The organism is Streptomyces sp. NPDC089919 (assembly GCF_040684615.1).
Lineage (GTDB): Bacteria > Actinomycetota > Actinomycetes > Streptomycetales > Streptomycetaceae > Streptomyces.
Window position 1 is genome coordinate 19817 of record NZ_JBFBGK010000090.1, and the last position, 15228, is coordinate 35044.

Annotated in this window: 8 protein-coding genes; 1 reads left to right on the top strand and 7 read right to left on the bottom strand. The window is 76.2% G+C overall.

What is annotated here, in order from left to right:
* Window positions 1–56 precede the first annotated feature (56 nt).
* The 6 genes from AB0O40_RS28705 to AB0O40_RS28730 form a co-directional block, all read right to left on the bottom strand.
* Window positions 57–3815 carry a hypothetical protein gene (locus AB0O40_RS28705; RefSeq protein WP_365047772.1) on the bottom strand — a complete coding sequence of 1253 codons (3759 nt, stop codon included), beginning with the start codon at window positions 3813–3815 and terminating at the stop codon, window positions 57–59.
* Window positions 3812–4600, bottom strand: coding sequence for a DUF4157 domain-containing protein (locus AB0O40_RS28710; RefSeq protein ID WP_365047774.1), 789 nt, complete (start codon window positions 4598–4600; stop codon window positions 3812–3814). Before AB0O40_RS28710 ends, AB0O40_RS28705 begins: the two co-directional genes overlap by 4 nt.
* A gap of 175 nt (window positions 4601–4775) precedes the next feature.
* Window positions 4776–6905 (bottom strand): ATP-binding protein, encoded by a 2130-nt coding sequence (locus tag AB0O40_RS28715; RefSeq protein WP_365047776.1) that lies wholly within the window; start codon window positions 6903–6905, stop codon window positions 4776–4778.
* A 37-nt stretch (window positions 6906–6942) separates the two neighbouring features.
* The gene (locus AB0O40_RS28720; protein ID WP_365047777.1) at window positions 6943–7605 is read right to left on the bottom strand and encodes a DUF4255 domain-containing protein; all 663 of its coding nucleotides are present in this window, start codon (window positions 7603–7605) and stop codon (window positions 6943–6945) included.
* A gap of 22 nt (window positions 7606–7627) precedes the next feature.
* Window positions 7628–11743, bottom strand: coding sequence for a CARDB domain-containing protein (locus AB0O40_RS28725; protein WP_365047779.1), 4116 nt, complete (start codon window positions 11741–11743; stop codon window positions 7628–7630).
* 122 nt (window positions 11744–11865) lie between these two features.
* Window positions 11866–12525 carry a response regulator transcription factor gene (locus tag AB0O40_RS28730; protein WP_365047781.1) on the bottom strand — a complete coding sequence of 220 codons (660 nt, stop codon included), beginning with the start codon at window positions 12523–12525 and terminating at the stop codon, window positions 11866–11868.
* A 182-nt stretch (window positions 12526–12707) separates the two neighbouring features.
* Between AB0O40_RS28730 and AB0O40_RS28735 the strand changes: the two genes are divergently transcribed.
* On the top strand, window positions 12708–14126 hold the full coding sequence (locus tag AB0O40_RS28735; protein WP_365047782.1) for a hypothetical protein: 1419 nt from the start codon (window positions 12708–12710) through the stop codon (window positions 14124–14126).
* Between the two features lie 31 nt (window positions 14127–14157).
* Here the strand turns inward: AB0O40_RS28735 and AB0O40_RS28740 are convergent.
* Window positions 14158–15228, bottom strand: a 1071-nt coding sequence (locus AB0O40_RS28740; protein ID WP_365047784.1) for a helix-turn-helix transcriptional regulator, incomplete at its 5' end; no start/stop codon positions are given.

The following is a 15228-nucleotide window of genomic DNA, read 5'->3' on the forward strand; positions in this document are numbered from 1 at the left end:
ATCTGCCCCTTCGGGCAGGGTGCCTCGGTCAGCGGGGGTTCCGGTTGCGCCTCGGCTCAGCGACCCAGGCCCTGGGCCTCGCCCAGCACGCCCACCTGCTCGCGGAGTGTCGCCTCCATCGTCGCCTCCCTGGTGATCAGCTCGGCCAGCCGGCCCGCGATCCCGTCGACGTCCTTCAGGTTGGGGTCCGCCATGACCTTGGGGGCCGTCACCTTCCACGAGTTGTCCGAGCGCATGCTGTTGACGCTCCGCCGCAACGGGACCAGGTTGTCGGGCCAGTTGGTGAGCTTGAGCTGGTTCTCCCGGTTGAGTTGGACGAACCCGATGGGCTTCCGGCCCGGCCTGCTGGGCGGGCAGACCAGGCGGACGATCCACTTCATGGGGAAGATGTGCTCGGCCGTCATCGGGTCCGAGGCCCCGCCCTGCTTCTTGATGATGTCGCCGAGGAAGTCCCTGCCCTCCTTGACGCCCTTGTCGGCGACGGCTTTGTTGCCCTCCGTGGAGGCGGTCGCCGCCCGCAGCCGCTCGACGAGCGCCGAGAAGGAGCCCAGCCGGTGCTGCTCCTGCTCCGTCTCCGCCTTTTTGACGTTCCCCAACCGCACGGTGATCTCGCGCGCCAGCGCCGCCAGCTCGGCCAGGTCCTCCCGCTGCGCCTCGCAGAGCGTCTGGTGCTCGGCGCGGGCGGCCTGCTGTTCCGGCCCCGGGGGCAGCCCGTCCCGGCGCTGCCGCACCGCCTCGATCTGCGCCTTGCGCGCCGTCCAACTGGCCTGCCTGCCGCTCCGGTCGGTCTCCGCCGAGGTCAGCAGCTCGCGGACGCTCTGCAGCTTCGCCGCGTACGACCCGTCCTTGGCCTCCATCATCTCCGCGGCCTGCTGCTCCTCCGTCAAGGCCTCGGTGACCAGCGTGCCGCCCGGGTTCACCGCGCCGCGCACGGCCCACTTCCGGCCGGCCGGTTCCAGCTCCAGACTCGTCATGCCGTACTTGAGCCTGATCGCGGCGAAGGCGCCCCGGACCACCAGTTTGGACAGCGGACGGCCCGCGTACCGGTTGGCCACCGCGGCGGCCGCCGCCAGCCCCTTGTCCAGGCGGGCCTGTTTGCCCTCCGGGGAGTCGTCGCCGCCTTGGACCTTGGACTTGAGCTTGGACAGGATCTTCTTGCCGGCGCCGGCGATCTTGCCCACGACCCAGTCGACGGCCTTCATGACCGGGGCCTGGACCTTGGCCAGGATGGACTTGATCTTTTCGGAGATGCCGCCGAGGCCCAGGAGGCTGGCGAGGAAGTCGAGGACCACCGGGACGGCCTTGGCGAGGCTGTTCTCGATCAGGCCGGCGACCGCGCCCGAGCCGCCGCCCGCGATGGACTCGATCGAGTCGAGGACGGAGTCCACGAAGGACTTGATCTGCGCGGCGCGGTTCACGAAGAACATCACCACGTCGTAGATGGCCTTGCAGGCGCGGACGAAGGCGGAGGCCGGGTTCAGCAGGGACACGATCCAGGTGATGCCGGCCGTGACGATCTTCTCGGTGACGAAGTCCTTGATGGCCCCGACGACCGTGTCCTTGAGGTCGGACAGCTTGCCGACCAGCCACTTCCACAGCCCCCCGACGCCCTCGGTCACCAGCACCTGGACCATCTCGAAGCTGGTCTCCAGGGCCTTCATGGCCGGCTCGCCGATCTGGGCGACGATACGGGTGCGGATGTTCGACCAGGTCAGGCCCAGGATGGAGAGGATGAGCTTGACGATGCCCTTGGCGTCGAAGGTCTCCGGGATCTCCAGACCGCCGGCCGACAGCTGGCCGAACAGCCACTGCTTGAGGCCGCTCTTGAGGTGTTCGCCGATCCGGGCGGCGAAGCCCATCACCCCGGCCTTGACGGCGTTGACCAGGTTGCCGAGGAAGCCGATCGGGTCCTTGATGATCTTGTCGATGGCGCCGGCCGCCCGGGCCAGCACCCCGAGCAGCATGTCCTTCAGCTTGAGGACCGTGTCGAGGGTCCCCACCAGGGCGCCCTTGGCCTTGCTCAGGAGTCCCTTGTTGGCCTCCTGGAGCGCGGCGATCTCCTTGTCGATCTCGTCCCGGGCCGCGACGTACTTGTCCGCCAGGTCCTGGACCAGGGACTGGGACTTCTCCGAGACGGAGGACTCCAGGGCCGTGAACTCCCCGCCGATGTCGGTGGCCGCCTGCTGGGCGAACTGTCGCAGGTTCTTGGGCTGTTCGGCGACCTTGTCCGCGATCTTCTGCCTGCCCGCGGCGATCTTGGCGGTGGCCTCGCCGAGCCGCTTGCCGACGAGGTCGGCGATGCCGGAGATGACCGCGCGCATCTCGCGCTCGTAGACGGCGCGGGCCTCGGCGAAGATCTGGTTGGCCCGCGGGGGCGGGTCGAAGACCTCGTCGGCCAGCCAGCGGGCGGCGCCCGCGACGCCGGAGTAGCGCTCGTCCTTCCAGGCCTTCATCTTCGTCTGGTGGTCGGCGTCGAAGGCGGCCTTGGCCCGCTGCTGGCCCTGGTCGAAGGCGGTCTCGACCTCGCCGTCGAGGGCGCCGAGGATGCCTTCGACCTCCTGCTTGGTGGTGTCGAAGACGGCTTTGATCTCGGCCGAGATCCGGGCCCGCTCCTGCTCCTCCTTCGACTGGGCGGCGCCCTGGCCGGCCGCGACCTGCTGGCCGGCGCCGGCCCGGGCGGCGGTCATCGCCTGCACGCCGGCCGGGCCGGCCGCGGCGGCGCCGCCCTGGGCGGCGGCGATCCGGCCGGCCTCCTCCGCACGGAAGGCGGCGGGGGCGGTGGCGGCGTGGTCGTCGGCCTCCTTCTTGGCGGCCAACGCGTCCTGGAACTGCGGTTCGTTGGAGTGGGCCAGCTGCTCCGGGGTGACCTTGGCCTCCGCCATCATGGCGTCGGTCTCCTTGGGGCCCGTACTCAGATCGGTCTGGGCGGCCGGGGCCGGGGCGACCGAGGCGGCCTTCGCGTCCGGCGGGGCCTGGGCCGGCGGGGCGGCCTGGCCGGGCAGCGGGGTGACCGGCTTCTCCACCGCCCGGGACGGGTCGGGGGCGGCCTTGGTCTTCTCGGTGATGTCCTTGGCCGAGCCCTCCTTGCCGGACTTCACCTGGCCGGAGACCTGGGACTTGATCTCGTCGGTCTTGCCGGACTGGGTGAACTTGTCGGCCTCGCCGAGGGTCTTGGGGGCCTTGGCGGCGATGGCCGCGGAGACGGCCTCGACGAAGGCGGCCTTGTCGAAGGTGCCGGGCTTGGCCGCGCCCATCTCCGCGGCCTGGGCGCCCTTGGCCTGCGCCTCCTTGTCGTCCCCGGGCGGCTTGGCGGCGTCCTGGGCGGCCTTGGCCTGCGAGGCGGCCGTGGGGTGCCGGGTCAGCACGGCCTTCTTGGCCCGCAGGTCCCCGGCGACCTTCTGGAAGCGCGGGTCGGTGGCCGGCGTCAGCCCCCCGGGCGGCGCGGGCAGCGCCTCCAGACGCTGGACGGACGCCTCCACGGGAGCCGTCTCCCGCCGTACCGGTGCCTCGGCGAGGGCCGCCTCCCGCGGTACGGGCGCCTCCCCGCGGGCCGGCTCCCGCTGTACGGGGGCCTCCGCGGGGGCGGACCGGCCCGCCGCGGCAGCCGGCGCGGCGGCCTGCCCACCGGACGGCGGCTTGGCGGCCGGCTTGGCGACCAGCCGGGAGACGGCCGCGTTGCCCGCTCGCGACTGGAGCCGCTGGAGGGTGCGGGCGTCCACGGACCGGGGCCGGGCGGCGGGCGCGCCGGACTGCACGGGGCGCGGGCGCTCCCGTACCGGCTCCTCACCGCCGGGGCGGTCCGCGGCGGCCTTCACTCTGCCGGGGCCTCCTCCTCGTCCGTCTCCTCGGCGCGCTGGACGAACAGGCCCTGGACGGCGGGCTGCTCCTCCTCGGGAGCCTCCTCGCGCTGGAGCGCGGGGCCCGGCGCGCCCTCCGGGCCGGCCGCCGACCGCTGGACCGTGGCGGCGGTCCCGGGCGAGCCGGCCCCGGAGCCGCCCTCGGCGGACCGCTGGGCGGCCGGGGCGGGGGCGGACATCACGCGGTCGGCGGTGGCGACGGCCTCCCGCTCGAAGCGGTCGGAGGGGTCGCTGACCTTGATCCCGCCGGCCTGCTCGGTGCCGTCCACCGGGCCCGAGCGCTGTTGGACGACATGGGTCAGCTCGTGGGCGAGGGTGGTGCGGCCCTGGTGGGAGCCGGGGGCGTAGGCGTCGCGCTGGAAGACGACGTGCGAGCCGACGGTGTAGGCGTGCGCCCCGACGTCCTTGGCGGACTGGTGCGCGGCGGCGTCGGTGTGCACCCGGACGTCGCCGAAGTCGTGGCCGAGGCGGGCCTCCATGTCCGTGCGCACCTCGGGGTCGAGGGCCTGGCCGCCGGAGCCGACGACGTCGTGGACGGCCGAACGCTGCACGGAGGCGGCCGCGCCGCGGTTGCCCAGGGCCCGCTGGAGCCGCAGCATGCCGCCCGGCCCCAGGACCTCGGCCCGGCCGCCCGCGGCGGCCTTCATGAGCAGGGCGTCGGGCACCCGGTCGGTCTCCTGCCCGTCGGCCGCCTTGGGCCGGGGCCCCTCGAAGCACGCGCCGTCGTGGTCGTGTTCGCGCATCCCGTCGCCTTCCTCGATGCCCGCGCGGGGCCGGTCCCGCGCCGGCCCGCCGGGCCCGGACCGCCCGCCGTCCCAGCCTCCCGCGCCCGGGCCCCGCCGTCCTTCACCCGAGCGGCCCCAACCGGGCAGCCCTGCCTGCCCTTTGAGGCAGGTCCGGGCGCACCGGACGTCCCGGTCAGCGGGCGTGCCGCAGGTACGGGCCGAACTCGGACTCCAGGCAGAGCCGGCCCAGCTTGCGGTACTCGCGGGCGACCGCGGCCACCAGGTCGGCCATCGACACCGGGCGGCCCGCGTCGGCCGCGAGGTAGGCGGCGGTGACCGCCGCCGAGCGGATGTCGCCGCCGGCCAGCTCGAAGGACCGGCCGCAGAACTCCAGGTCCAGGTCCGCGTCCCGGGGCAGCGAACGGCCCAGGCAGCGGTCCCACAGGGCGGTGCGCTGCCCGGCGTCGGGCAGCGGGAAGTCCACGACCAGGTCGAGGCGGCGGGTGAAGGCCTCGTCCAGGTTGGCGCGCAGGTTGGTGGCGAGCACCGCCAGCCCGTCGAAGGTCTCCATCCGCTGGAGCAGGTAGGCGCTCTCCACGTTGGCGTAGCGGTCGTGGGCGTCCTTGACCTCGGAGCGCTTGCCGAAGACGGCGTCCGCCTCGTCGAAGAGCAGGACGGCGTTGACCCCGGCCGCCTCGGTGAAGATCCGCTCCAGGTTCTTCTCGGTCTCGCCGACGTACTTGTCCACGACCGTGGCCAGGTCGACGGTGTACAGGTCCAGGCCCAGCGCCCCCGCGATGACCTCGGCGGACATCGTCTTGCCGGTGCCCGAGTCGCCCGCGAAGAGGGCCATCACGCCCCGGCCGCGCCCGCCGCCGGGGCGCATCGCCCAGTCGCCGAGGACCCGGTCGCGGTGCCGGGCCCGGGCCGCCAGCTCCCGCAACTGCCCCAGCACCACGGGCGGCAGGACCAGGTCCGGCCAGCCGACCCCGGGCGTGATCCGCCGGGCCAGCCGCTCCAGCCCGGAGGTGTTCTGGGCCCGGGCGCCTTGGAGCAGGTGCGCCTCCCCGGCCCGCCGGTCCGGGCCGGGCCCGGGCCCCGGCACCGCTGCGGCCTCCGTCGCCGCCCCGGGCCCGGCCACCGCTGCGGCCTCCGCCGCCGCCCCGGGTCCCGACCCCACCGCGGCCGCCGCCCGGCCCCCGCCCAGGACCGCCTGCTGCCGGGCCGTCCGGGCGGCCCGCTCCATCTGCTCGGGGGTCAGCACGAAGGCCCCGACCGCCCCGCCCGCCGGCTCGCCCAGCACCGCCTCCCACAGCGCGGCCCGCGTCCCGGCCGAGATCCGCTCCACCTCCACCAGCAGCGGTACCCGCTCCGACCAGGCCGGGTCCCAGCCCGCCCGGCCGGTCAGCAGCACCGGCACCGGCAGCCCCGCCAGCGCCCGCAGCAACTCCGGCTTCTCGCCCAGCGCCTCCACCGGACCGGCCACCAGCCCGGCACCGGCCAGCGCCGCCTCCCGGCCGGCCGCGGCCGTCAGCGCCGCCGCCTCCGCCTGCCGGGCCAGCCGCCCGAGGTCCAGTACGAACGACCCGCGCCCGGCCCCCGCCAAGGCCTCGGCGCCCAGCGCCAGGGCCACCCCGCCGGCTGGCTCGCGCAGGTAGACCAGTTCCACCACCGCCAGCGCCGCCGCCAGCCGGGCCGGCAGGTCGCCCAGTGCGTCCGCGGGCAGCAGCCCGGCCCGGCCGGGCCCCAGCAGGTCCACCAGCGCCGGGTCCACCGCGTCATCGCCCAGCAGGTGCGCCGAGACCCGGTCCGGTACCCGCAACGACCGGCTGAGCAGCGGGCGTTCCGGCTCCTCGACCAGGAGCAGGCCGCGGGCCACCAGCGGTCCGGCCGCCGACAGCCGGGCCCGGGCGGCCGCCGAGGCCGCCGGCACCCCGCACAGGCCCAGCGCCAGGCCGACGCTCGGCCGGCGGCGGGTGACGTCGTCGTTGAGGTAGCCGTACAGCTGCTCGAACCGCCGGTCCAGGTCGGGCGCCAGGGCGATCAGCAGCAGCTCCTCGTCCAGCCCGGTCAGCCCGAACCGCCCGGCCAGCGCCGCCAGCCGGGAGCCGCCGCCCCCTCCCAGGGCCGCCAGCGCCTCGGCGTCCACCGGGTCGGGCCCGGCCGCCGCCACCGGCTCGTCCAGGATCCGGGCCACAGCCTCGTCGGACAGGTACAGGCCCCGGAAGGGGTCGTCGGCCTCGGGGTCACCGGCCCGCCGGGCCGCCACCGCCCGCCGCACCCGCGCCTCGACGATCCCCAGCCGCCCCAGCAGGTAGTCCATCAACTCCCCTTCTCCTCAAGCCCTGTCGGCGCAGCTCTCAGCCGCGCCGCCGGGCCCGCGGGGCCCGCGGGCCGGGCACCCCGGACGGCCGCGGCGGCGGCTCGGCGGCGGCCGCCGGCGGGGCGTGCACGTCCGACAGGTCCACCACCAGGCCCTCGTCCACCGGGGGTCCGGCCGGCCACACCGGGGCGGTCGCCACCGGTGCGCTCACCACCACGTCCAGCGAGGGCTTCAGCTCGCCGCCCAGCGCCGACCACACGTCCGCGAAGGCCCGGTCCTCCGGCGGCGGCAGGGCGATCGAGACCGGCACCGGCAGGCCGGTGCCGGACAGCTCCGGGCCCAGGGCCGCGGCCGGCAGCGCGTCGTGCCGCAGGAAGCAGGACAACAGCGCGGACAGCAGCCGGTGTTCGTCCTCCGGCCGCTGCGTCCAGGCGCTGATCAGGTACGACAGCTTGAAGTAGCGGGGCGGCAGGGTGCGGGCGGTGACCCGGCCCTGCTCGTCGTAGATGTTGCGGCGGCCCCGGGAGCGCCGCCGCATGTCCTCGCGGATGTCGTACAGGTAGAGGTTGACCGTGGGGGTGTTGCGGCGGGCCGCCCAGTCGCGGGTGGGCGCGTCGAAGACCACGTCCACCTCCGTGCCCTCCCCCAGCACCTCGCCGCGCACCAGCATCCGCAGGGCCTCGTCGACCTCGTGGATCACCGGGCCGCCCCCGGCCCGGCGCTCACCGGCGCCACTGGAAGTCCTGCGGCTGGAGCGTGCCCGGCACCACCAGGAAGGGGGCGGTGACGGGGCTGAACAGCGCGCGGCCCGGGGCCTTCTGGGCGGCCAGCAGCTTCCGCTCGCCGAGCGTGTCCTGGACCAGGATCAGCAGCGGGGCGGTGAAGCCGCCGTCCTTGCCGACCACCACGGGCGCCGCGGCCACCGTCACGCCCCGGCTCCAGGTCAGCCGCAGCACCGTCCCGGGCGGGAACTGCGAGCCGACGGCCCGGGTCACCGAACCGGGCGGTCCCAGCGGCGGGTCGAGCACCAGGGCCGGCTCCCGGACGGTCAGCGGGGCGCGGGCGGCGTCGTTGCCCGGCAGCAGGTCGCTGCCGGTGGTGCTGACCTGGGCCGTGATCGCCCCGGTCAGGGCGTGCCGGGCGGTCAGGACCAGCCGGAGCTTCACGCGGCCGTGGAAGGGCAGGTCCGCCACCGGGCAGCCGGCCGCCGTCAGGCACTGCGGCCGCTCGGCCGAGACCAGGCCCAGCCCCGGCGGGACCGCGACGACCAGGCGCAGGCCGGTGGCCTTCGCCGGACCGCCGTTGAGGACGGTGACCTCGGCGTCGATCCGGCCGCCGGTGTACGCGGTCCGGGGCGTGGCGGACAGCGACACCTGCGGGTCCGCGCGCAGCCGGGGCCGGGGCGGGATGTGGTCGGGCGGGACGGGTCCCTTGACGACGGTGACCGGGGCGGCGGCGGTGTTGTTGGCCGGGTTGCTGTCCGCGCCGGGGGTGCTGACCGTGCCGACCGCCGTGCCGGTCAGCTCGGTGGCCGCGAGGACCTGGCGGGTGACGGTGACCGTCGCGCCGGGGGCCAGGTCGCCGAGGGCGCAGCCGGTGTCCGGGCAGGGCGGGGTGGCGGTGACCACGGCCAGCCCGGGCGGCAGCAGCGTCCGCAGCAGGACGTCCTGGGCGGTGGCGTCGCCGGCGTTGCGGACCGTGTACGTGACGGTGGCGCGGGCGCTGGTGGCGAAGACCGGCGGGGTGACGGTGACCGAGACGGCCGGGTCGGGCAGCCGCGGGTCGACCACCGTCAGGTCGGCGGTGGCGCGGTCGTCGTCCGGGTCGCCGTCCGGGGTGCCGGCGGAGACGGTGGCCTCGAAGGTGCCGGAGAAGGCGTTCCCCGCGGTGTAGACGAGCGTGAGCGTGCGGGTGTCGCCCGGGGCCAGGGCGCCGTACGCGCAGCCGGCCGGCGGGCATTCGGTACCGGAGACCAGGGTGAGGCCGGGGGGCACGACGAGCCGGAGGAGGGCGTCCTGGGCGGTGGCGGTGCCCTGGTTGGTGACGGTGAACTCGAGCGTGGACTTCTCGCCGACCTTGATCACGGGCGGGGTGGCGGTGGCCGTCACGGCGAGGTCGGGCACCCGGACCCGGACGGTCAGCGCGGCGGTGTCGTCGGCCGGTTTGTTGTCCGGGAGGGCGGACTCGGCGGCGGCGGTGACCTCGTGGTCGCCCAGGGCCAGGGCCTTCACGGTGAGCGTGACGGTGGTGCGGGCGCCGCCGCCGGCGAGGGTGCCGAGCTCGCAGGTGAGGTCGGCGGCGCAGGTGCCGGTGAGCGGGACGGGCGGCCCGGTGGCCGCCAGCCCGGGCGGCAGGGTGAAGCGGGTGCGGGTGCGGGGGGCGGGCGCGACGCCGGAGTTCCCCACCTCGAGCACCAGCGTGCCGGTGCGGCCGAGGAGGACCGGGTCGTCGGCGGTGGAGAGCTGCACGCGCAGGTCCGCGCCGGGCTCCCAGCTGGGCTGGGACTGGGAGTTGTAGATCTTGCCGGGCAGGATCCGGCCCTTGGCGGCGGTGCCGCGGGGCAGGGTCATCAGGCGGCGGTTGGTCACGCTGTCCCAGCCGGAGACCTCGACGTCCACGGCCAGCCGGCTGCCGTCCGGGGTCCAGGCGGGGTTGTCCGGCTGGGTGAAGGACCGGCCGGTGTCGTCCCGGCCGGGGGCCGGCGGGGTGCGCGGGCAGGCCGGGCCGCGCGGGACCAGGCCGGCGCAGCCGGTGCCGTCCGCCTGCATGCCCATGACCGCGCGGGGGCCTTCGTACCCCGAGCGCAGGCCGGGACCCGGCTCGGTGCGGGTGGCCTGGCGGACGAAGGCGATGGTGCCGTCGGTGCGGTTCCAGTCCGGGCGCAGGTCCAGCACCGGGCAGTCCGGGTCGCCGCACTGGAGGGCGGTGACGTCCTTCTGGGCGGGCCGGCTGCCGTCCGTGGCGGGGCGGGCCTCGCTGGTCCAGATGTGCCGGTCCCGCTCGTCGCCCGGCTCCGGGTCCACGGTGGCGGCGACGGCGGGGGTGCGGACGGCAGGGGTGGCGGCCGGGGCGCGGGCACCGGCGCTGCGCAGGCTCGGGTAATAGCAGCGGCTGTAGCGGGAGAAGGCGAGGGTCTTGCCGTCCGGGGACCAGGTCGGGTCCAGGTCGTCCGTGTCGCACTCCTTCTCGGGGCTGTCCGGCTGCCGGCCGGGCACGGTGTAGAGGAGCCGGCCGTGCTCCGCACCGGCCGAGACGTCCACGACGGCGATGCGGGCGGGCGGGACGTAGGCGCCCTGGGGCACCCAGCGGGCGAAGGCGAGCTTGGTGCCGTCCGGGGACCAGGCCGGCCGGGACTCCCACTCGCCCCGCTCCTGGCCTTCGTACCGGAGCCAGGGGGCCGCGTCGAGCAGCTTCGGGTCGCCGATCCGGATGGCCTGGGAGTCCGGGCCGCCGTCGGGGCCGCTGGACTTCGCGACGAAGGCGAGCTGCCGGCCGTCCGGGGCGTACGCCGGGTCTGCCAGGTCGAACTCCTCGCCCTGGAGCCGGCGGAGCTGGAGCCGGTCGGTGGGGACGGCGGCGCGCTGGTTCTCCAGGTTGGTGCTCTCCGGGTCCCGGCCGCCCAGCAGCAGCCGGGGCCGGTCGGCGGGGCCGTACCAGCCGACCGACGTGGTGTCGTAGCCGACCACCTCCTCCGGGTCGAAGACCGGGGTGCCCCAGCAGGCGCAGGGGGCGCCGGTCGCGTCGACCAGGTACGGCTCCTGGGAGAGGAAGGCCAGCCGGGCGGCGTCCGGGGACCAGGCCACGTCGGTGGCGGCCTCGCTGTAATTGCTGCCCACGGCCCGGACCTCGGCCGGCTCCGCGCCGCCCGCCCCGGCCGGTACGGTCACCAGCGCCTGGCGGCGGACCGCCGCGGCGGCACCGGCCGCGGTCAGGCACAGGGCCCGGCCCCGGCTGCGGGCCGCGCCGCACTCCTCGACGTACCGCCAGCTCGAGTAGGCGATCCGGTCCTTCGCGCCGGGGACGGCGGGCTCCCACGCCGGGTGGGACGCCGGTTCGTCCACCGGCGAGACGCGGGTCGCGGCGCCGCCGGCCACGGGAGTGCGGAAGGCCTCGCCCCCGCGGGTGAAGACGAACTGGGAGCCGTCCGGCGACCAGTCCACCCAGTCGGCGTCCGGGACGGCCTGCCGCAGCCCGGTGCCGTCCGCCCCGACGACCCAGACGGCCGGCTTCGCGGCGACGTCCTGCAGGCCGCGGTCGAGGTCGCAGCGGCTGATGGAGGTGTGGTCGCCGTCGCCCTTGTCGTTGTCCCAGGACACGAAGGCGATCCAGCGGCGGTCCGGGGAGAGCACCGGGCGGGCCACCCGCCAGCCGGTCCGGCGCACGACGGTGACCACCGGGCCGTCGCCGGTCCGCCGGTAGACGCCCTCGCCGGTGCCGTCCCGGTCGCTGACCCAGACCAGGTCGTCGCCGCGGGCGGAGGCCTGGCAGTCGTTCCCCGCGGCGCCGACCGGGAGGGCCGGGTCCAGGGCGGCGCGCGGCCCGACCGTGACGAGGCTGTAGTGCGGGCCGTCGCCGACGTACGCGAGGCGGCCGGGGTCCGGCAGCTCCACGGCCGCGGCGCGCCCGGCGGCGGACGCCGCGGTACCGGACGCGCCGGCGGCCGCGGTACCGGACGCCGCCGCGGGCACGGCGGCGCGCGGCCCCGCGGCCGGGCCCCTGCTCCCGGCCGGGGCCGCGCCCGTCATCGCGCCCGCCAGGACCAGCGCGAGCGTCACCACCAGCGCACTCCGGCCGGGCCGTCGGCCCGGGTGGAGTGCGCGGCCCCCGTTTCGTCGCATCCGGATGGACCTCCTCACCCAAACCCTCTCCCCGCCCCGTGCGCCCCATCACCCGGAGACGGGCAGCGCTTCGGGTACCCCGCCATGCCCGAAGGGGCAGTCGAGGCCGCGGCGGAGCGCTCCTAGATGAAGCCCTGGCGCATGGCGTACGCGACGGCGTGCGACCGGTTGCGGAGCTGGAGGCGGGTGGTGACGTCGTGCAGGATGTTCTTGACCGTGCGCTCCGAGAAGGCCAGCGCCCGGGCGATCTCGGCGGTGTCGCTGCCCTCCGCCACCAGCCGCAGCACGTCGATCTCCCGCGGCGCCAGGCCGGTGAAGGCCAGCCCCCGCGGATCCAGCACCTGCCGCTGGAGCCGCCCCACCTGGTCCAGCAGCCGGCCCAGCAGGTCCGCCGGCACGCTGCCCTCGCCGCGCGCCGCCGCCGTGATCACCTGCACCAGCCGCTCCGACGACGCCTCGGCCCGGCGCACCACGCCGACCACCCCGCACTCCACGGCCGCGACCAGCCCGGTGTCGTCGATCTCGGTCGCCACGAGGACGATCCGGCCCTGTCCGGCCCGCTGGAAGCGGCGCAGGGTCTGCATCTCCGGCTCGCCGACCCGGTCCGCGGAGACCACGGCCACACACGGCTGTTCGCCCGCGGCCGGTTCCTCGTCCCCCGTCAGGAGCCGCAGCTCGGGGCAGTTGCGCAACTGCCCGGCCAGCCCCGCCTGCGAGATCGGGTCCTGTGCGGTCAGCCGCACCGGGATCCGCTCGACGCCGCAGTCGCCCTGGTACCTCATGGTCGTACCCCCCATGCTCAGCGCCCCCGCGCCCCCGCGAGGGCCCCGCCTCTGCGTGGGGCCAGTGAACACCCGGGCAGTCAGCAGGCACTCCACACGGACTCAACGGGCAACGCAGCGTGCCCCCGGGTGTGTCCCTACGGGCCCGGCGGCGTGTTCACCAGCGTCTCTACCGTCCTTCCATGACCACTTCCGCTCACCTGGACGCCACTCCGACCTCGGTGCTGCCCGGGGCGGAGGTGCGGATCCCGTTGGAGCTGCGCAACAACGGCAACGTCGTCGAGGCGTACGGCTTCGAGGTGCTCGGGCCCGCCGCGCGGTGGGCGACGGTCGAGCCGGCCGCGCTCTCGCTGTACCCGAACACCTCGGGCGAGGTGGAGCTGGTGGTCCGGCCGCCCCGGGACACCACGGTCGCGCCCGGCGAACTGACCTACGGCGTACGGGTGCTGCCGCAGGAGCAGCCCGAGCACGCCACGGTCCCGGAGGGCGTGCTGCGGATCCTGCCGTACGCCGACTTCACGGCGGAGCTGACCCCGCGGATGGCGACCGGGCGTACCGGTGCCACGTACCAGGTGGCGGTGGACAACCGCGGCAACTACCCGCTGGTCGTTGCCCTTTCGGGCAAGGACGCCGGGGAGCTCCTGAAGTTCAAACTGCCCCCGGGGGACACGGTCGTGGCGCCCGGACGGGCAGCCTTCGTCAAGGTCCCGGTGAAACCGAAGCGCCGCATGTGGCGCGGGACACCGCTCCCGCACGTCTTCCAGCTCCACGCGCTCCCGGCACCGGCGGGCGCCGCGCCGGCGGACCCGGCGGCGGGGGTGGTCCCGGCACCGCGGGCGGAGGGGGCGGCGGGGGTGCCGGGGGTGCCCGCCAAGGCCCCGGAGGGGGCCGGGCCCGAACCGGTGCCGGAGATCGCGCCGGTGGCACTGGACGGCACGCTGCTCCAGCAGCCGCTGGTCTCGGCCGGGCTGATCCGGGCCCTGGTGGCCGCGCTGGCCCTGATCGGCCTGCTGGCCGGACTGTGGTTCGGGCTGCTGCGGCCGGCGGTGCGGTCGGCGGCCAAGGAGGCCGTCAAGGAACCGGTGAAGGCGGCGGAGGCCAAGGCCGACGACGCGAAGAAGGCCGCCGAGGACGCCAAGAAGGCCGCCAGCGGCGGCTCCGAGGGCGGCAAGCCGAAGCCGGGGGCGTCCCCGACGCCGGGTCCGTCCCCCTCGCCGAAGAAGCCGGGCGAGGGCCCCGCGCCCCAGCCGCAGGCGGCCCTCTTCTCCTCCCGCCTGAAGGCCGAGGCCCCGGCGGGCGGCACCGGCACGGCCACCTACACCGTCCCGGCGGGCAAGGTCCTGCGCCTGACCGACCTGATCCTCGAGAACCCCCAGGGCGACTCGGGAACCGTCACCTTCGCGGTCGGCGGCCGCACCCTCCTGTCCCCCGCCCTGGAGAACTTCCGCGAACAGGACCAGCACTGGGGCTCCGCCCTCCTGGCCACCGCCAAGCAGGAGATCACCCTCACCCTCACCTGCCGCACCGTCGGCCACCCGCCGTCGAGCCCCGCCCCGACCAAGTGCGCCACGGCCGCGCTGCTGAGCGGGACGCTGGAGTAGGAGGGCGGGTTGGTTGCGGAATCCCGGCCCCTCAGCCCGGGCCCAGGACGCCGGGGAGTTCGCCTCGGCTGGTGATGCCGAGTTTGGCGTAGGCGCTGGTGAGGTGGTTGTCGACGGTACGGGGGGACAGGCCCAGGCGGGTGGCGATGGTGCGGGAGGTCAGGCCGGCGGCGGCGAGGGTGGCGATCTCCAGTTCGCGGCGGGTCAGGGCGGGGGCCGCCAGGGCCGCCAACAGCGGGGTCCGGGCCCCCTCGCAGCGGGAGGCGAGCATGTGGGCGCGGGCCGCGGCGCCGGGGGTGCCGGCGCGGAGGGCGCCCGCGGCCGCCTCGGCGGCGAAGACCAGGTAGCCGAGGCGTTCGAACTCCACCGAGGCCGCCCACAGGCCGGGGCCGGAGCGTTCCGCGGCGGCGGCCACGTGGGCGGCGACGGCGGCCGCCAGGGCGCCCTCGTGCCGGAGGCCGGCAACCCGGGCGGCGACCCGGCGGGCGCCGCCGAGGCGGGCCACGTCGTGGAGGGCGAGCAGTTCGAAGCCGACCAGGCCTGCGGCGGCGGCCCGGGAGGCGTAGGCGGCGGCCAGTTCGGCGCCCTCCGAGACGCGGCCGGCGGCCACGGCCACCCAGGGTCTGGCGAGTTCGGTCCACTGGTCCTCGCCGGCGGCGAGGTACCGCTCGGCCATCTCGGCGTCTCCGACCAGGGCCGCTGCGTGCGCGGCGGCGCCGGGGTGGGAGGCGCGGAGCCGGGTGAGGGCCGTGGCGACCTGGCCGCGCCACAGGAGCACGGCGCCGTACAGGGCGTCGCCGCGGCGGCCGAGGGCTTCGGCGTAGGCGTCGGCGGCGCGCCAGGCGCCGGTGAGGTCGCCGGACCAGAACTCCGCGGCGAAGGCCGCCAGGTGGAGGGGGAGGACTTCGGTGGGGTCCTCGCCGACGCGGTCGGCGGCGGCGGTCACCAGGCGTCTGGCCTCCAGTGGGTGGCCGGTGTAGGCCTGGGCCACGGCGATGCCGGTGAGGAGTGTCGTGCCCTTGAGCGCGGCCCCGGCCGCCCCGGCCTCGGGGGCTCCGCCCCCCTGCCCCCGCGCCTCAAGCGCCGGCGGGGCTGGAATTTC